Annotated in this window: 19 protein-coding genes; 1 reads left to right on the top strand and 18 read right to left on the bottom strand. The window is 54.7% G+C overall.

Annotated features, from left to right (window positions below; genetic code table 11):
• Positions 1–16 precede the first annotated feature (16 nt).
• The 14 genes from BR83_RS0105635 to yabN all read right to left on the bottom strand — a co-directional run bounded on the left by BR83_RS0105635 (position 17) and on the right by yabN (position 12197).
• The gene (locus BR83_RS0105635) at positions 17–382 is read right to left on the bottom strand and encodes a glycerol dehydratase reactivase beta/small subunit family protein (RefSeq protein ID WP_034634570.1); all 366 of its coding nucleotides are present in this window, start codon (positions 380–382) and stop codon (positions 17–19) included.
• Entirely contained in the window at positions 379–2220 is a 1842-nt protein-coding gene (locus BR83_RS0105630; protein WP_027356253.1) for a diol dehydratase reactivase subunit alpha, read from the bottom strand. The genes BR83_RS0105635 and BR83_RS0105630 overlap by 4 nt, the downstream gene beginning before the upstream one ends.
• A 22-nt stretch (positions 2221–2242) precedes the next feature.
• Entirely contained in the window at positions 2243–2776 is a 534-nt protein-coding gene (locus BR83_RS0105625; protein WP_027356252.1) for a diol dehydratase small subunit, read from the bottom strand.
• A gap of 15 nt (positions 2777–2791) precedes the next feature.
• The gene (locus BR83_RS0105620; protein WP_027356251.1) at positions 2792–3463 is read right to left on the bottom strand and encodes a propanediol/glycerol family dehydratase medium subunit; all 672 of its coding nucleotides are present in this window, start codon (positions 3461–3463) and stop codon (positions 2792–2794) included.
• 16 nt (positions 3464–3479) lie between these two features.
• On the bottom strand, positions 3480–5153 hold the full coding sequence (locus BR83_RS0105615) for a propanediol/glycerol family dehydratase large subunit (protein WP_027356250.1): 1674 nt from the start codon (positions 5151–5153) through the stop codon (positions 3480–3482).
• Between the two features lie 21 nt (positions 5154–5174).
• A complete protein-coding gene (pduB, locus tag BR83_RS0105610) occupies positions 5175–5996 on the bottom strand; it encodes a propanediol utilization microcompartment protein PduB (protein WP_027356249.1) in 822 nt (273 codons plus the stop codon).
• A 16-nt stretch (positions 5997–6012) separates the two neighbouring features.
• Positions 6013–6297: an ethanolamine utilization microcompartment protein EutM gene (gene eutM, locus BR83_RS0105605; RefSeq protein WP_027356248.1), complete on the bottom strand. Its 285-nt coding sequence runs from the start codon at positions 6295–6297 to the stop codon at positions 6013–6015.
• Positions 6298–6394: 97 nt separating this feature from the next.
• Complete coding sequence (locus tag BR83_RS0105600; protein ID WP_034634606.1) at positions 6395–7498, bottom strand: glycerol dehydrogenase; 1104 nt, start codon at positions 7496–7498, stop codon at positions 6395–6397.
• Positions 7499–7778: 280 nt separating this feature from the next.
• On the bottom strand, positions 7779–8339 hold the full coding sequence (gene yabQ, locus BR83_RS15150) for a spore cortex biosynthesis protein YabQ (protein ID WP_051617935.1): 561 nt from the start codon (positions 8337–8339) through the stop codon (positions 7779–7781).
• Positions 8340–8366: 27 nt separating this feature from the next.
• Entirely contained in the window at positions 8367–8639 is a 273-nt protein-coding gene (gene yabP / locus BR83_RS0105590) for a sporulation protein YabP (protein ID WP_027356246.1), read from the bottom strand.
• Between the two features lie 87 nt (positions 8640–8726).
• Complete coding sequence (locus BR83_RS0105585) at positions 8727–9677, bottom strand: SpoIID/LytB domain-containing protein (RefSeq protein WP_027356245.1); 951 nt, start codon at positions 9675–9677, stop codon at positions 8727–8729.
• 104 nt (positions 9678–9781) lie between these two features.
• Entirely contained in the window at positions 9782–9952 is a 171-nt protein-coding gene (locus tag BR83_RS17135) for a hypothetical protein (RefSeq protein WP_157832968.1), read from the bottom strand.
• 400 nt (positions 9953–10352) lie between these two features.
• A complete protein-coding gene (locus BR83_RS0105570) occupies positions 10353–10631 on the bottom strand; it encodes an HU family DNA-binding protein (RefSeq protein ID WP_013821361.1) in 279 nt (92 codons plus the stop codon).
• Positions 10632–10670: 39 nt separating this feature from the next.
• Positions 10671–12197, bottom strand: coding sequence for a bifunctional methyltransferase/pyrophosphohydrolase YabN (gene yabN, locus BR83_RS0105565; protein ID WP_027356244.1), 1527 nt, complete (start codon positions 12195–12197; stop codon positions 10671–10673).
• Positions 12198–12398: 201 nt separating this feature from the next.
• Between yabN and BR83_RS0105560 the strand changes: the two genes are divergently transcribed.
• A complete protein-coding gene (locus BR83_RS0105560) occupies positions 12399–12842 on the top strand; it encodes a MaoC family dehydratase (protein WP_027356243.1) in 444 nt (147 codons plus the stop codon).
• Positions 12843–12897: 55 nt separating this feature from the next.
• Here the strand turns inward: BR83_RS0105560 and spoVT are convergent, their stop codons facing one another.
• The 4 genes from spoVT to BR83_RS0105535 all read right to left on the bottom strand — a co-directional run bounded on the left by spoVT (position 12898) and on the right by BR83_RS0105535 (position 16488).
• Positions 12898–13458: a stage V sporulation protein T gene (spoVT, locus tag BR83_RS0105555; protein ID WP_027356242.1), complete on the bottom strand. Its 561-nt coding sequence runs from the start codon at positions 13456–13458 to the stop codon at positions 12898–12900.
• Between the two features lie 203 nt (positions 13459–13661).
• On the bottom strand, positions 13662–13805 hold the full coding sequence (locus tag BR83_RS17310; RefSeq protein ID WP_165610980.1) for a hypothetical protein: 144 nt from the start codon (positions 13803–13805) through the stop codon (positions 13662–13664).
• A 19-nt stretch (positions 13806–13824) separates the two neighbouring features.
• Positions 13825–14898: a YeiH family protein gene (locus BR83_RS0105545; protein WP_051617951.1), complete on the bottom strand. Its 1074-nt coding sequence runs from the start codon at positions 14896–14898 to the stop codon at positions 13825–13827.
• A gap of 234 nt (positions 14899–15132) precedes the next feature.
• Positions 15133–16488, bottom strand: a complete 1356-nt coding sequence (locus tag BR83_RS0105535) for a YeiH family protein (protein ID WP_207640179.1) — start codon at positions 16486–16488, stop codon at positions 15133–15135.
• Between the last annotated feature and the right edge of the window lie 138 nt (positions 16489–16626).

Here is a 16626-nt window from a genome sequence, read left to right as displayed (position 1 = left end):
TCCTGATTAAAACAGCTTATATGGTTTTAAAGGGCACCACTTTTACCAGCCGCGCTGCATTTGTGCCCACTGTTCTTGCTGCCTCCGGCCTTAAATTGAGATGGACGGTGAACAAGGGCTGGTGCCGGCGCAGCTTGCGGTGGTGTATTACAGCCTTACCCTGGCTGTCCAGGCCAATACCCACTTCAAGGGGAGAAAGACGGGCTGCCCGGTGACCCAGTTCTTCAGCATCCCCGTTACCCTCGCGGACCACTACCGGCACCCCTTCTTCCTCCAGCCCCAGCAGTATCTCCCGCTTCAGGACCCCGGAAACGTTCTGGACGGGGCACATCAAGACCACCGCCGGGCGTTCACCTGTCCAACTGGCGTAAACAGAACTCATCTGCCCGTACCCCCAAAACGACCGTCAACTGCTGATATAACCAGGCCCGTGGCCACCGCGTTGCGGGGCCCCTCGGTACCCCGGATATTGGCCCGCCCCGTAACGACACCGTACTGGGCCAGTGCATCAGATATGAGATGCGGCACTTCAAAGTCCAGGGCCGATCCACCCACGAGAACCACAAAATCAATAAGCCTGATGTTTTGCCCCGGAGCCACCTGGCTCAAGGCCCTTAAAGCATTGGTTACAAAAACCTTTTCCTTGGCTGACCGGCGCACCGCACGAATTTTCTCCACCGATTCACCCACAGGGACAGGAACCAGCTCGCCACCATTTTTAACCACCACCACCCGGCCAAAAACACCGGGGTCAAGAGCCTGGTCATAGAAGACAACGGTGCCATCTTCCATGCGGATGTGAAACAGGCTTTCCACCTTTGCCAGCGGGTAGCGCTTGATTTCCTCTGCCAAATGGCGGTCTTCCAAACCCAGCTCGGAAGCAATGAGCATGGTTACCAGTTCACCGGCTCCGGCCAGGTGAACAAAGTTCAGTTTACCTTCCCGGTTAATAAAGGCCGCGTCAGTGGAACCGCCACCCAGGTCCAGAATGGCTACCGGGCGGTCGACCCCCGGCGTGGTCAGAGCACCCAGGATGGCCATCTGGGCTTCTACTCCACCAACCTCAACCCGGAAACCAAGCTCCGCCTCCAGCCGGCGGGCGATCTCTTCCATGGGAAACCGGCTGGTCCTGACCATAGCCGCCAGGGCCACCGCATTTTCATTGGAAAACTCCCCGGCCAGTCCGCCAACCACCCTCTGGGGAACAAGCGTATCGACAGCGAGAATATCCCTGATCCGCACTTCATCCCTGGACTGGCCGCTTAAATCAGCCATTACCTGCCGGACTTTCTCCAGCATGCCGCCCACGTTGGTGCCCGGGGTACCGCTGGCATCCACAAGTGGAGCCACCCGGTCCAGAGCGGCCATGATCTGTCCGGCCCCTTCTTCCAGGTCCACTTCCACCCGGCCTTTTTCTCCTTCCAGGATCACGCGGCCGGCCGGGATACGGCGCTCCCTGACGTCCCCGGCAGGCGTTTTAATTACCACCGCAGAACGATTACCAATAAGCGCCCGGGCAACGGGTACCACATTCCGGGTTTCTTCGGGCGTAAGCTCGAATACCGTGGCGATACCATAAGGGTTGGATAATGTTTGAATCACGCCGCCGGGTGGGGCCACTTCCACCGCCGCACGCATGGAAAGCGGCACCCGCTCAAGAAACTGCACCTCGTCGACCACCGGAATGGGCTTTTTAACCCTGTTATAAATGAGCACCCCGTCATCCCGCTGGGCAATAGCCCCCTGAACATCAACACCTTTCTCCAGTGCCTGGTTGATCAGGCGGGCAGCAGTATCGTAGGGAACACTGGCCGGAACCACTGCTACCACACGGTCACCCGGGGTACAGGAAGGCAACTGATCCACAGGGACAGTCGTACCCACTCCCAAACCGGTACCACCCGGTGTGGCCGGGTTGTGCCCGATCATGGTTGATTCCGTAATAACCGTCTCGGTAATTGCTTCCATAGCCACGTCCGCAATTACGGGTGTTGCCTCATTCAAGCGCAAGAGGGAAATATCGCTCAGCCGGCAGCCGGCCCGGGCAACAGCCTCTTCCAGGGCCCGCTTCACACCGGGAACGTTATCCACTGTCCCTTTAATGCCGGTAGTGGGAACGAGCGAACTGGCCAGGAAACTGACCCGTCCGCCCGCCTCTATCTCGGCCAGTGCTACTTCGGTTGAATTGTTACCGATATCAACCCCTGCAATGATCGTCATTGCGCAAGGCTCCTTTATTCTTTTATGCAGTCCGCAACCGCCCGCGGCGCTCGTAGACATCGGCCACTTCCCGCACAAAAGCTGCATTGATCTTTGCACCATATTTGTGCTCCAGTTCATCGGCGATGGCCAGGAGCTCAGCCTTGGTTGACCTGTAAGGCCTCAAAGCGTTATAAATCTCCAGGATGCGTTCGTCGGGCACTCCCGTCAACTCTGCAGCCCGCCGGAAATTTTGAGCAAGCTGCCTGCGGCCGCAGGCTTCAGCAATTCTGGCCTGCATGAGCAGGGCGTCAGCCGTAATCCGTACATCCTGGGGAGTAATTTTGCCATTTAAAACGTTCTCAATGGTTATATCTTCCAGCTTCTTACCCGTGGCTGTACGTATTAATTCAGGGCGTTTTTCTGCCAGCGGATAATCTTTCCCGGGGTGCAGGTCACATTCGGGTTTCCCACCCTGGGTGCCGGCCTCCACCACCGGTGCTTTTACCTCACCGGCAGCGCTGCCCATCTGCTTGAGAACCTCACGTACCAGTTGCTCTATATAACGCGCATCCATCCGGGCACCTCCTCCTCAGTTAAACCGGGGTTCCAGTTCTATAGAACCGGCTCCGGGTACCACAAACTGTGTTTCTTTGATGTGCATAACCGCCGCCCGGGCCTGGTACTTGGGCCGGGCCATTTGATCGTTGCGGACGGGCACCGGGTCCGGGTTTTCACCTTTGGCATAACGGGCCGCGTTCCGTCCGATGGCCCTGTATGTTTCCAGATCCAGGAGAGGTGACTGCGGAAACAGCTCCAGGTTACTTAAAGGAGGAAGGTCCTTCTGGTGAATCACCGTTGTACCGCGGGATTGAATTCCGATACCGATACCGGAACCCGAAAGTTTGGCTGCCTCATGTGCTACGAAAGCCACATCCGATGTTTTCCTGACCCTGATTACCCTGGCGCGGCAACCTTCTTCTTCAATACCGGCCATGATTTCACGCAAAACATCTGCATGGGGTAAACCGATAATCGTCCTGGTGAATTTATCACCAAAGGCGGGAGCAAGGCCGATTACCACTTCACTGCTATCAGTACCGGGCCGCGCTTCTCCCTTCTCGGCCAGGACCAGCCCCTGTCCCTGCTCTGCTGCTGGAATAGTCGCTGCCTCCGCCTTTTCCGCGCAGCTATTGCTCTGCAAACGTGACATTTCCTGCAATACCTGCTCCACGATTTTTTCAATCAGGGCGTTATCCACCATTCCCTCTCACCTCCCCCTAGATTTCCATATCTTCGGGCCGCAGAGCCTGGGCAATATTCTTAATTTCCTCCCAGCGCTCCCCGCTCAAACGGTAACCGGTTCCCGGACCACGGTAATCGTTAAGGTTGTTTACAGCAGAGATGACATGGAAGTTATGGTCCAGTATGGCCGAAGTATGCAGATAATCACCGGAGACCCTTTGCTTGAGCATGTTGAGTATATTTTGGGCGATATCTTCAAATCCGTGCCTGGCCAGGGCTTTAACCACATCCAGACCGGTAATACCACGTGCCAGCATATCCTGAGCCGCCTTGAGGTCCTCCGGTACCCTGCGGGGCGGCATATCCTCGGAACCGTGGGCGTAAGTTGCGGCTTCAACTTCTTCATCGGTAATTTCAGGCAGGCCCAGTTCTTTGAAAACCGCCTGCAGCGCCCTGGCCGCCCGGTTACGTACGGCAACAACTTCCTCCTCGCTGACCGGCCGCACCCCGCCGTCCACCATCAGGTCCCGCTGCAGGAGCAGGTAGTCGTCCATATCTTCAATATCAAAGTTGGACCCCGCGAACATGTTGTCGTAGTTGGGTACGGCGCTGTAACCGGAAAAGATGAAGTCCGTACCCGCTGCAAACTGTGGCAGCATGCGGGCAGTCCGCCGTATATCGGAGTGGGAAAATGTCTGGTCGTTACCGGAGGCTACTTCCAGGTCCAGCATCATGGTGATCAGGTTCTCGGCCGCCACCGCCCGGATACCCGTCGGGACAGCACCCGGCACGCCTATACAGCTTATGGATCCGTTTTGCAGTCCCTGTACACCGGCACCCCTGGTGAGCATTATGCAACGGGCTTCCAGGTAGAGCATGGACTTGCCCTCGGCGTACCCCATCTGTACCTCCGAACCGGTACCGGACGTAAAACGCATCTTCAGGCCGCGGGAAGCATAAGCCGAAGCCAGGAACGCTTTGGACCACGGGGTATCGTCGCCATCGACAAATACCTGTTCCGTACCGTAAACCGAAATAGTTTCGGCATAGGAAGTGAGACCGCGCATTCCAAGCTGCAACTCGGTGGCCTCTTCCAGGGCGCACTGGGTGAGCACGCCACCACGCCCCGTCTGGGAACCTACCAGGAGGGCCAGGGCGTTGAAAGGAGCATACCGGACCACGCCCACGGTGGTTTCCTGCTCGGCAAAACCCCGCAGGGCCGCTTCAGCTGCATCTGCCGCAATTTGTACCGGGTTATCCCGCAAATTGGTGACGTGGCATTGATTGGCCGGCATCTTCCGGGCGCGCATTTTCATCATGCCCATCATGATTTCCACGATGTTCATTTGTCCCAGAACCTCGACCATTTTGGCCGGGGTCATGCCCTGGGCCAGCCGGGTGATTTCCTCGCGAGGCACATTAATATCCACAATCATCCTGGCAATTTGTGTAGAATCCATGGCCATTACTTCCGGCGCCACATTTACATCAATAAAATAATCAGCAATAAATTGCTCGATCATATCAAAATCTTCCCGGCGCTTGCCGTCCATCTCCACAACCCGGCCGTTTTCAATTTTCAGGCTGGGCTTCGGATCGAAAGGACTGTTCATGGCTATCAGTCCTACTTCCGGCCACTCCGCAACAAATCCGTCCTGGTTTACCGGCCTTCTGGCCAGAACTTCGAAACGTTTGGAACGTTTTGCCATTAAGCCTCACCTCCCGTACGGTTAAATATAAGGTCTGGTCAGCGACCGGGGCTTATCCCCCATCGTACCAAGCAGAGCGATCCCCACATCCCGGGCGGCAATTAGGGCCTGGCGAACGGCACCGGAATCACCCGAAATGAAAAGGATGGCCTCGTTGGTAAAACTTGTCCCCTTGCCCGGGCTGGCATAGCCAACCACCTGTACTTCCGCTGCCTTGACCGCCGTATCGCAGCAGACCACGCCGATGGCTGCAGGTGCACCAACGATCAGGCCAAACGCTTTGCCCAGCGGCGCACCAAAGGCCTTTTCCAGGGCATGGCTGGCCCGGGCGGTATACTGAAACTCCAGGTGGCCGGCATCATTGACATAAACGTCCCCGAAAGTTCTCTCCAGTTCCTGCAGGGCGACTTCCACTGCCCGGCGGGCATCGGAAACCTCTTCGGCACCGAAGATGATCAGGCTACCATGACCGGCACCACCCTTGGTATCCCGGGGCAGCTCAACGGCCACCACCTCGGTATTGGTCGCCTTTACTGCTTCATCCGCCGCCATGATCTGCGGGCCGGCACCGGTACGGCCGCCCAGGATACCGATGGACCGGTAGCGGCTGTCCAGTCCCATCTTCTCGTGGAGCAGCGGATCGACGTTGGCAATAACCAGGCCGATGGTATCCCCCATAGCGGTACCGACAAATTCGGTGGGCAGGGAAGTTAACCCCCTTCCAGCGGCCTGCTCAGCAACAGGAGGGGAACCGGCGGACACGCTGGATGCTGCAGCACTGCTGGCCGCCCCCACTTTTTTCATCACCTGTTCCAGCACCTTCTGGACAAGTTGCTCGTCCATTTAAGCCACCTCCAAATTACTTCCTATCTGCTGCAGGCAAAATCTTTTCCACGTCGGTATGCGGGCGCGGAATGACGTGCACGGAGACCACTTCTCCAACCCGCTTGGCCGCAGCCGCACCTGCATCGGTAGCCGCTTTAACCGCACCCACGTCGCCCCGGACCATAACCGTCACCAGGCCGGAGCCGATCTTTTCGTAACCCAGCAGGACAACGTTTGCAGCCTTGACCATAGCGTCTGCTGCTTCAATGGCCGGAACCAGCCCCCGGGTCTCCACCATGCCCAACGCTTCTCCAGTCATAAACAATTCAACCTCCTTAAACAGCTATTTATTTATGGTAAACTCCCTTCCGGGTCCCCGGAATTACGGTAAACCCGGAATAGGCTTTTACCCGCCGTTAGTCAGCAGCAATGCCGTGCCGGTGCAGGTAAGCCCGGCCAATGGCATCAGCAGCCAGGATAGCGTCATAAACCATATCCGGCGAAACCGGGAAGGGCATGTTATGAATCATCATCCCCGGTTCGCACACCTTCTCGGCGACTTTTTTGATTTTTTCAGGCGAAATTTCTTTTACCCCCAGCTGGCCCAGGGTAATGGGCAGACCCACCCGGATGCAGAAGTCCAGCACTTCCTCCATTTCTTCTCTCGGGTGGTCCTCCAGGACCAGGTGCGCCAGGGTCCCAAATGCTACCTTTTCCCCGTGGTAAGCATGATGGGTTTCTTCCAGCACCGTCAGCCCATCGTGAATGGCATGAGCGGCAGCCAGGCCCGAGCTCTCAAAACCAATCCCCGAAAGCAAGGTGTTGGCTTCAACAATCTTTTCCAGCGCCGGAGTTACTACCCCGCATTCAGCAGCCAGCCTGGCCTGCTCCCCATACTCGATGAGAATTTCATAGCACAGCCGCGCCAGCCGCAGGGCAGCGGTAGTAGTACGGCCACCCGGTATGTTTTGAGCCGCTGCCTGGGCACAGGAGGCCGCTTCGAACCAGGTTGCCAGCGCATCCCCCATACCGGACACCAGGAAACGTACCGGCGCCCTGGCAATAATTGATGTATCCACCAGTACCAGGTTGGGATTCTGGGGCAGGATGAAATAACGGTCAAAAACTCCTTCTTCGGTATAAATTACCGATAAAGCGCTGCATGGGGCATCGGTGGCGGCAATGGTCGGTACAACTACAACCGGCACCTTTATCAGAGCTGCCACGGCCTTGCCGGCATCGATAACCTTCCCGCCGCCTACCGCCATGACCACGTCACATCCTGCAGAAAGAACCGCTGCTTTCAACCGCTCAATCTCTGCATCGCAACACTCGCCACCAAACGTCTCAAATACGCAGGAAATACCCTTTTCGCCACAACTCTTTTCAATGCTTTCCCTGGTTTGGGCCAGAGCAGTTTTGCCGCCGGTTACAAAAACCTTTTTGCCCAGCCTGCTTACGTGTTCTCCAATTTCCTTCAGTGCACCCGCTCCCTGGACATACCTGACAGGAGCAATCATTATTTTGACCTGGCTCACGAGCAACCCCCCCGGTCCTGGATTTTTGAAAATTTGCGGTGTTAAAACAACACTTTTTATAAACCCGATTACCCATCACTCTTAGTCTAAACATTCGAGAACCTTTTAATCCGGCCTGTGGACAATCATGACTGCACCTAGCACTATCTTGTGTTCGCACAGCGGCTGCACAAAAAAATCGTTCACCCTGGAAGGTGAACGATCTGGACAAAACCGTGTTTTCGTACTTTTTTGAAAGCCTCCTGTCACGGGGCCAAACACTTTATTGCCCGTCCCGTGGCGGGCGCCACCGGCCGGTAAACCGCCGCCACCAGGTGAAAGCGCCGCTTGTAAAACGACGCACCCGGGGTCCGAAAAATTTCCCGCTCGCCCGGCCGATTCCGCTGCCGGCCAGTTGTAATGCGTGCCTTACCTGGAGTACAGGCCAGGTAATCACGAAAATAAGAACGCGGAACGGAAAGATAATTATACGCCAGAGGGCCAGCATCCTGGCAATGATCATCTGCGTCATGCGGGATAAAAAAAATAACACGCGCATGATTATACGGCGGGCCGCCTGGCTGAAAAAAATCAGGTGTATCCCCGCTCCCAGGGCCAGTCCCAGAAAAACATAAAAGCGCACTTCACCATCATTGCCTGCCAGCAATATGCCGAACACAGCCACCATCAAGAAAAGCCAGAAGAGCAGATCTCCAACAAAGATACCCGTTTTCTTCAAACGGAGTACCTGCCGCAGAACCCGGTAGAAGTCGTAGACAAGGCCCGACAGCAAACCGGCCAGCAGGGTAAAAAGAAAGGCGTTCAACTGTTCTGCCAGAGTCAAGGGCACCACCTCGACTGCGCCTGAATATTATTTCAGGAGACGTTTTAAAACATTTTTCCCTTTAACCCGCCCCCTGCTCCTGTCTTCCTGGAACAACAGGCTGGTGAAAAACCCTTCGGCCGTTAAATTACCTTTCTCAAGGTCCAGCTGATTAATATGCAAACCTTCGCCCTTCAAGATTAAAAAACCCATGGTGGTGTTCAGGGTAATCTCATTTTCATCAAAGCTTTCCACATGCCGCACACCCTCAACCAGCAGGAACTTGCGGTCGGTCAACATTACCTTGTGCCCGGCCTCCATGGGCCTCACCCCCCGGAATGCTCACTTTCATATCTATGCTGAACAACCTTTTTTATGCAAAAAAAAAGGTGGCGGGCACCACCTGTATTACTGCCAGAGCTTTCTTATTTCCACATCTTTGAAGTAAAAGCGGATGATGTCCTCCGGAGAACGTCCTTTTTGGGCCAGTAACCTGGCCCCCCACTGACACATGCCTACACCGTGCCCGAACCCCTTTCCGGTAAGCACCAGGGCATTACCCTCCACCCGGGCACTGGTAAGGAGCATGGAGCGCACCCATTCGCTCCCCAGGGCCAGGCGTAGTGCCGGACCGCTTACGGTCACTGTCCCCACCTGCAGCTGCATAGCCCGTCCCGAGGGGCCGCGGCGCACAATACGCACCGATGTAATGGGCCCCGGATCCTGTCCGGTGATTTTCTTTACTGCCGCCCGGACCTGTTCTAAAGGAATGCGCCTCTCCCAGTACCGGTTTTCAGGTGTGGTTATCGACAGGCAGTTATCGCGTGCACCTGCCCGTACGTAAGGCGTGGGGGTTTTGGTGTAAGCCAGCCCCTCGGCCGCCGAGGCAGACACACCGCCATCACAGGCATTGAACCAGGCCTTGATATAATCCCCCTTATACATGACCACTTCTCCCCGGGTACGGGCCACGGCCTGCCGCACGTTATCGTTAATACGAGAAGGATTGTAGGCCTGAAACTCCTGCACACTGGTTGAGGCATCTGTACCATGGAGCTTCTTCACTCTACCGGCCTTAATGTTCTCCATGGTAAAGGTACGGGCCAGGATAGCCTGAGCTGCCAGGGCGTTGACCGGCCACGATGGTTCCATCTCCGCCGCTACTACGCCGGCCACATAATCTTCCAATTTTATATTTTTCTTCTCGCCGGTTTCGTTAATATAAAGGCTGATCGTAGGCTCCCGGCCGGGAGCAGGAGGCGCCGGCTTACGGGGCGGTGTCGCTCTGGTACAGCCGGCTATAAGGGAACCGATCAGGGTGGTAATAACAATCGCTCGGGCAAACGCGGGCTTCAACATACTTTCCTCCCTCCGCAAAGGCTTACTTTTTATTTATCCTATTTTCTGCCCGGAGGGATTTAATTATGCCCGCGCCGGCAGTGCCCGTTACACCACCTCACTTTTCATATTTCCGTACGGCCGGCCTGTACGGTAACAGGAATAAGCACATTGCTGCTGTTGATGGCCGGGTACCGCTCAATTCGCGCTTCTGGAAAAAGGCTTTTCAAGCCACGCGCTTTCCTGGACCAGGCGTCCTCACCTCGGTGGAATACCCGCACCATCAGCCACTTCAACGTGCCGGCCTTTTAAACTTTCAAGGTCCTCTCACCTCCATACCCGTTCGCCACCGCCACCCATAACCCGGACCCCGGCAGAAAACCCTGACGGCTATAGCCCTGCCCTTCCCCCCTGTACTGGCTCTCCCCCTGTATATTCCGGAAATGTGCGGGTGCTTGTCCATACACATTATAACCACCTCTCTCTGGTATTTTTTGTTAATATTACCATAAACAGATGTGTCAAGTCGATGGTTATTTCTGGCTGAATAAATAATAAAATGGGTTAATTTCTTCACCTGGCTCACTCATACGCCTTCTCATGCCCACAAAACAAATAGAGGCCCAATTTTCAGGCCTCCAACTGGAACCGTTAACTTATAAATGGATTGCGCTACTCATCCCCTGAAAGCGGTTATTATGTAGCCGAAACAGCATCCCGCAGGGCCTTGCCGGCTTTGAATACGGGAACGCGCGCAGCAGCAATTTCAATTTCTTCCCCCGTTTGCGGGTTGCGGCCCTTGCGAGCAGCCCGTTCACGAATCTCAAAGGTGCCAAAGCCGACCAGCTGAACCTTATCCCCCCGGGCGAGAGCTTCCTCAATAGCGGATAACACGGCACTCACTGCTTTTTCAGCATCTTTTTTGGTAAGCTCTGTTTTTTCTGCCACCTGGGAAATGAGCTCTGCTTTGTTCATAAATACCCCCCTCAGAAGGTCTAGACATAGTCTGACTTATTATTCGCTAAATCTCCCGGGTTTCCTCCCAGCATGAAAATTATTCCTCTTTTTTTCTGCCTGTTCCATCCTTTTGGCCTCCTCCCACCAGGCGTCGAGCTGGTCCAGGGTAAAACTGGATACCTCCCGGCCGTGCTGCCGTGCCCTTTCCTCTATATACTGGAAACGGCGGCGGAACCGGTTAATGGTACCGTAAAGGGCTGCCTCTGCCTCCACTCCCAGCAGCCGTGATAAATTGACCACTGCAAAAAGCAGGTCCCCCAGTTCCTTCTCCAGTTCCGCTTTCATGCCCCGGGAAATGGCCTGTTTTACTTCCCGCAACTCTTCATCCACCTTTTCCAGGGCACCCCGGTAATCAGGCCAGTCAAACCCTACCCTGGCCGCGCAATTTTGCAGGGAGCTGGCCTGCAGCAGGGCCGGCAGGGAACGGGGAACCTCTTTTAAAATGGAGACCGGCTTTTTCCCGCCCCCTTCCCGGGCCTTAATTTGCTCCCAGTTGACCAGGACCTCGGCACTGTTCCGCACCTTAACACTGCCAAAAACATGGGGATGCCGGCGTATCATCTTTTCAGTAATTTCTTTAACCACATCGTTGATATCAAAAAAGCCCTTCTCCCTGGCCAGCTGGCTGTGAAATATTATCTGTAACAATAAGTCTCCCAATTCCTCACAAAGTTTATACATATCTTCCTGGTCGATGGCTTCCAGCACCTCATAGGCCTCTTCCAGCAGGTAGCGGCGCAAGCTGCGGTGGGTCTGCTCCCTGTCCCAGGGACACCCCTTCTCGCTCCGCAGGGTGGCCATCACCTCGACCAGGGAATCCAGGGGATAACGGCACCTCCCCGCCACCTCCGGGCAGGGGGGTAAATACAGGCTGGTCAAATGATCAAACCAGTCCAGCCGGTCCAGCTCGTACAGCGGGTGTTTTTCAATGCGCTCCAGGCCGGGCACCCCCGCCGCACGGATGACCATTACCGGGTGAGAATCCGGGTAATACTCCATAAGCGCCAGCTTAACATCGGAAGCCACCAGGCGGCTGTACACCTGAAAGATAATATTACCCACCCCCGGCACCGGCTCCTGCTGGTCGAGGCGCAAACCATCCACCAGGTGCAGCCCCCCTGCCGGGTCCAGCCCCAGGGCGCTGCAGATCACGTCCACAAAGCTCATGGCGGGCAACACTTCCACCTTCAAACCGCGCCGCGGCCCTTCTTCCAGGATAATACCCACAGTTTCCTCGGCCACCAGCGGGTGACCCGGCACAGCGAAAACCAGGGGCCCCCCGGCCGCCTCCCGGAACAGGGTATCTGCCATGCGCCGGTAGATCTCTTGAAAATCCCGGCCGGTTTCATAGAAATTGTCAAAGGTGGCAAAGGAAATCCCTTCTTTTACAAGCCAGGGAACCACCGGGTGCTGCCCGGTACGTAAAAATATACGTTCTGCTTTGCGCAGCACCTCCCATACAGACAGGGACAGGTGGCCGGGAGCACCGGGCCCCAATCCGACCACGGTCACCTTTGCTTCCATAGCCAGGCCCGTCCTGAAAACGGGCCTTTCACCCCCATTCTTTATATCGTCAATACGACAAAAATTATTATACATCATGTTGTGACAATCAAAATGATAATATCTCACCGGCAAATGGCCGTGTGCCTTAATTTTATGCTTGCCAAATTTTTTGAATGTTATAGCATGGCCATATAAACTGGTTGGGAGGCGGAGCATGAAATGCGCTTTTTCCGTTCCTGGTCTGAACTGGAAGTGGGTGATACCGTTACCTTTTACCGGACCTTTACCGATGGAGATGTGGCCAGTTTTCTGGGCATCACGGGGGATTTCAACCCCATCCATCTGGACCCCCGGGCGGCAGTCCATTGCGGTTTTCAGGGGCGGGTTGTACCCGGCCTGCTTACGGGCAGCATGCTCACCCACGCCGGGGGAACGCTGCTCCCGGAACCCTACCCGGCAAAAAAAATGACCTTCCAGTTCCTGGCTCCCGTCTATATCGGCGAGACCATATGTGCGCGGGTTACCGTCACGGAAAAAGACCCGCAAAAAAATAAATTGACCCTGAAGATGACCTGTACCAATCAAAAGGGTCAGGTTGTCCTGGAAGCCGAGGTTTCAGGTAAAATCTTTCCCTATTACGAGCAGGACGGGGGAGATTCGTAGCAGGTAACAACAGGGGCGGAACTGATAAAAAATAAGTGGCCGTCAGGCCACCTTTTTACTGCTCCATTTGTTTGGCCAGGAAGCCGGCCGCCGTTTCGGCGAGCTTCAACTCCAGTTCCCCCATTTTCACATCCGGTTCCTTGGAGGCGAGGATTACCGCCCCGATGGGGTCGCCTTCAGCAATGATGGGGGCGATGACTTCCGCCGAATACTTGCACTCCCCTTCTTCCGCGGTCAGGCATTCCTTGCAATAGGGTTCTTCGCCGGGATTGTTGATGATCACCGCCCTGCGCTCTTCCATTACCTTCTCTACGGCCGCCCCGATGGGCTTGTTGAGGTACTCTTTTTTGGGCGCCCCGGCAACGGCAATAATGGTATCCCGGTCGGCAATGCAGGCAATATGACCCAGGGCTTCATGTAATGAATCGGCATATTCCTTGGCAAAGTCCCCCAGTTCGCCAATGGGTGAGTATTTTTTTAATATTACCTCACCCTCTCTATCCACAAAAATCTCCAGAGGGTCCCCTTCACGAATGCGGAGCGTCCTTCTAATTTCCTTGGGAATTACCACTCTCCCTAGATCATCAATGCGGCGAACAATGCCCGTTGCTTTCATGGTCACCCTTCCCTCCTTTTTTACAATCTGGCACGATTGAACTTTCCAGTGATAGTATATAACAGGAGGGAGAGACTTATTCATTTTTTTCCAATGTAAGACAAATATTTTTTATTTCTGAGAACAGAGGTACTTTTTCGTTTCCCCGGGACAAAACCTGCGACCCGGTATCGCCGGGCCATTACCGGTGCGCGTAAAAACCGTTAAAAAAATAAAAGAATAACAATTAAAATCATGGCCGCCAGGGAAAGGGCCAGGTAATCCTCCAGCCTTTCCGTAACATACACGGAAAAAAATTCTTCCTCGTCTCCCTGGATGTGTTCATTTTTGTCCGGCTCAACTAACATGCTCCCACCCCTTTTCATCTCAGGGATCCCGGGGCACAAACAGGATTACCACTATAAGGGCCAGCAGGGCTTTTAAAAAGGCGGCTGCAGTTCCCACCAGAAGCGGCTTGCTCCCGGCCCGGCGCAATTCGGCCAGGGAGAGGCGCATCCCCTGGCCGGCCAGGCCAACGGCAAAAAACCAGCTGTACAGGTGCCGGATGATGGTCAGCTCCCGGGAAGGCGGCGACGTGGGGCCGAGAAAGCCGAAAGAAGTAAGCAACACCATGCTCAAAAAGCCCAGCACGAAAACCGGAAACCTGCTCCAGAGACCGGTATTAATGTTCACTTCTTCTTCACCCGTATTATAGCGGCTGGCAAACAGGGCCAGGAAAAGAACCACGAAGGGCAGGAAAATTACCCGGGTCAGGTTATAAATTTCCCCGGTTTTCAGGCTTACTGAAGGATGGGAGACAGTCCCGGGGTCGTAGGTGAGGCAAACGGCCAGAACCTGGCCGGAATTCATGATCCCTGTGCCGGCCCAAACCCCGAACTGGTGGGGGCTCAAACCCACCAGCGTACCCACCACGGGGAAAACGAAGAGGCTGATCAGGCCGAAGAAAAGGATGGTGGCAATGGAGTAGACCACGTCGGTATTCTTGGCCCGTACCGCCGGGGCGGTGGCCAGAATGGCCGAAACACCACACACTGCCGTACCGGCCGCCAGGGTGGTTGCCCCGGACGGATCCATACCTACCTTTCTGCCCAGCCAGACGGTAAACACCAGCATCAAAATGATAAAACCCACAATAATGATTACCGCTGTACTGCCGAGCCTGGCCACATCTGTAATACTGTAAAGCGAACCCAGGAAAATAACGCCTATCTTGATAAAAAGGCTGGAAGTCCGGATCCCTGCCTCCGCCCAGCGGGGTATGCCCAGGAGATTGCCCACCAGCATTCCCAGGATAATGGAAATAAGAATATGGTTTAGGTGAAGAATATCAATAAAGACCCTTCTGGTCACAGGGCTGGCCGCAAGAAGATTCTCCAGCCCCGGCCACCAGGGTAATCCCAGATCGCTTCCCCCCCGGGCCAGAAAGGCAATCAAAAACATGAGGAAAATCCCCGGGAATATTTTAATCAATACAGACACCTTCAATAACCTGGCCTCCAAGAAAAATTATCTGAAGTAAAATTTTATCAGAAAAATGCCGATTTAGAAAGCCCTGTGGCCGGTGCATTAAAAGAAAAACCCCGGGAACTGTTTTTTTGAAAGGCAGCACGGGAAATCCATAAAAAAGTACCCTGTCCCCAAAAGGACAGGGTCAGCTTTTTACCAGCTGGTTAATTAAATGTTAGCCCAGTAATGACCAAAGACAAGCACCGAGAGAATGTAGCCCAGGGGCACGTTGACGGCCACACCCAGGGTAAATGCAGCCAGGGGCTTCCAGCCAAAGGCGGTCAGTTCCCGGAAGCGGGTGGTAAAACCAATCGACAGGAAAGTAAATACGAAGGTCCAGGTGCGCAAAGTCTTAATGGGTCCGATAACTTCCGGGGTAAGCACATTCTTAAAGTCTGCCGGTGAAAACTGCATGGCCACAAAGGTCATGATGAGAGAGGCCAGGAAAAATCCGATGACAAATTTCGGGAAGCGCCACCATACCTCCATGGCATTGACCCTTTCACCCTGGCCGGCAGCATTGCGCTCCCAGATCGTGCACGCGATGATGGCCATGATCAGCGACCACAGGCCAATCCATATATCCCGGCCGACCACCTTCATGAGGGTAAAGGAGCGGATGGCCGCTTCATCGCCAATGGCTGCTGCTGCCGCAAAACCGGCTGCATCGGCAAACTCAGAAGTACCGATCCAGGCCCCGGCAATACCGGGCGGCATACCCATGGCCTTGGCCACCAGGGGAAGAACAATGATCATGATAATCGCCCAGATAACCACCAGAGAAATGCCAATGGAAACATGTTCCTTTTTGGCCTTTACCGCCCCACCCAGGGCAATGCAGGCCGAAACGCCGCAGATGGAACCGCCGGCAGCCAGGGTGGCCCCGAAGCGTCTGTCCAGCCCGAATAACCGGGTAGCGGCAAAGAAGATGGTCAGGAAAGTTACTACCGCCACAACAGTAGCCTGCAGGAAAGCTATCGGCCCGGCCTGGATAATCAGGGTAAAGGGCAGTGTGGCTCCCAGCAATACAATACCGGTCTTAACGTAAAACTCCGTGCGGAAGGTGGTATCCAGCCACTTGGGCAACTTGAAGGCATTACTGACAATCATCCCCAGCAAAAGGGCCAGAAGGGGCGGCTCCAGGTTCAGGTCAATGGCTGTTTTCCAGGAACCTGCGACCAGGATAATTATTGAAACAATAAACAAGATGGTAAAGCCGGGAATGAACTCCCCCGCCTTAAAGCCCATAACTGTACTGCTTATGGTAAAAATAGCGATAAAAAGGACATAAAGACCGACATACCAGGTCCAGGTAGCAGCAAAATGGTCGAGGACTTCACTAAAATTCACCCAGGTGGGTGGCGCCACAGCTATAGGCTTTATTGAACTTCCGGCATAAAAGAGAATCAGGGCGACCAGTACAATGCCCAAACCCATCCAGATGGCCCAGTAATCTTCTTTTTTCCAGAGTTCAGACCACCCGCGGGACTGCGGTACTACGGGCATACCTGCACCGGCTTTCATTTCTGCAGTCCGGGCATGTTCACTCAAAATATTTCCCTCCCCAAACGTACTTAATCCTGCCTTCAAGAGTTCAAAACTGTGACTTTGAAACTGTTATTGCCTCTCTTCCCTGCTGTTTCCCGCTTATAACACCTCCAT

The organism is Desulfofundulus thermocisternus DSM 10259 (assembly GCF_000686645.1).
Classification (GTDB): Bacteria; Bacillota; Desulfotomaculia; order Desulfotomaculales; family Desulfovirgulaceae; genus Desulfofundulus; species Desulfofundulus australicus.
This window is presented reverse-complemented; position numbering and strand designations above follow the sequence as displayed.

What these genes read in the sequence shown, in the direction of transcription:
- BR83_RS0105635 (WP_034634570.1), bottom strand. Translation starts at nt 382, where the DNA reads ATGAGTTCTGTTTACGCCAGTTGGACAGGTGAACGCCCGGCGGTGGTC.
- BR83_RS0105600 (WP_034634606.1), bottom strand. Translation starts at nt 7,498, where the DNA reads ATGATTGCTCCTGTCAGGTATGTCCAGGGAGCGGGTGCACTGAAGGAA.
- BR83_RS0105535 (WP_207640179.1), bottom strand. Translation starts at nt 16,488, where the DNA reads ATGAAAGCCGGTGCAGGTATGCCCGTAGTACCGCAGTCCCGCGGGTGG.
- BR83_RS0105625 (WP_027356252.1), bottom strand. Translation starts at nt 2,776, where the DNA reads ATGGATGCGCGTTATATAGAGCAACTGGTACGTGAGGTTCTCAAGCAG.
- eutM (WP_027356248.1), bottom strand. Translation starts at nt 6,297, where the DNA reads ATGACTGGAGAAGCGTTGGGCATGGTGGAGACCCGGGGGCTGGTTCCG.
- BR83_RS17310 (WP_165610980.1), bottom strand. Translation starts at nt 13,805, where the DNA reads ATGTTAGTTGAGCCGGACAAAAATGAACACATCCAGGGAGACGAGGAA.
- yabP (WP_027356246.1), bottom strand. Translation starts at nt 8,639, where the DNA reads ATGGAGGCCGGGCACAAGGTAATGTTGACCGACCGCAAGTTCCTGCTG.
- BR83_RS0105560 (WP_027356243.1), top strand. Translation starts at nt 12,399, where the DNA reads ATGCGCTTTTTCCGTTCCTGGTCTGAACTGGAAGTGGGTGATACCGTT.
- pduB (WP_027356249.1), bottom strand. Translation starts at nt 5,996, where the DNA reads ATGGACGAGCAACTTGTCCAGAAGGTGCTGGAACAGGTGATGAAAAAA.
- BR83_RS0105545 (WP_051617951.1), bottom strand. Translation starts at nt 14,898, where the DNA reads ATGTTTTTGATTGCCTTTCTGGCCCGGGGGGGAAGCGATCTGGGATTA.
- BR83_RS0105630 (WP_027356253.1), bottom strand. Translation starts at nt 2,220, where the DNA reads ATGACGATCATTGCAGGGGTTGATATCGGTAACAATTCAACCGAAGTA.
- spoVT (WP_027356242.1), bottom strand. Translation starts at nt 13,458, where the DNA reads ATGAAAGCAACGGGCATTGTTCGCCGCATTGATGATCTAGGGAGAGTG.
- yabN (WP_027356244.1), bottom strand. Translation starts at nt 12,197, where the DNA reads ATGGAAGCAAAGGTGACCGTGGTCGGATTGGGGCCCGGTGCTCCCGGC.
- BR83_RS0105585 (WP_027356245.1), bottom strand. Translation starts at nt 9,677, where the DNA reads ATGTTGAAGCCCGCGTTTGCCCGAGCGATTGTTATTACCACCCTGATC.
- BR83_RS0105570 (WP_013821361.1), bottom strand. Translation starts at nt 10,631, where the DNA reads ATGAACAAAGCAGAGCTCATTTCCCAGGTGGCAGAAAAAACAGAGCTT.
- BR83_RS0105620 (WP_027356251.1), bottom strand. Translation starts at nt 3,463, where the DNA reads ATGGTGGATAACGCCCTGATTGAAAAAATCGTGGAGCAGGTATTGCAG.
- BR83_RS0105615 (WP_027356250.1), bottom strand. Translation starts at nt 5,153, where the DNA reads ATGGCAAAACGTTCCAAACGTTTCGAAGTTCTGGCCAGAAGGCCGGTA.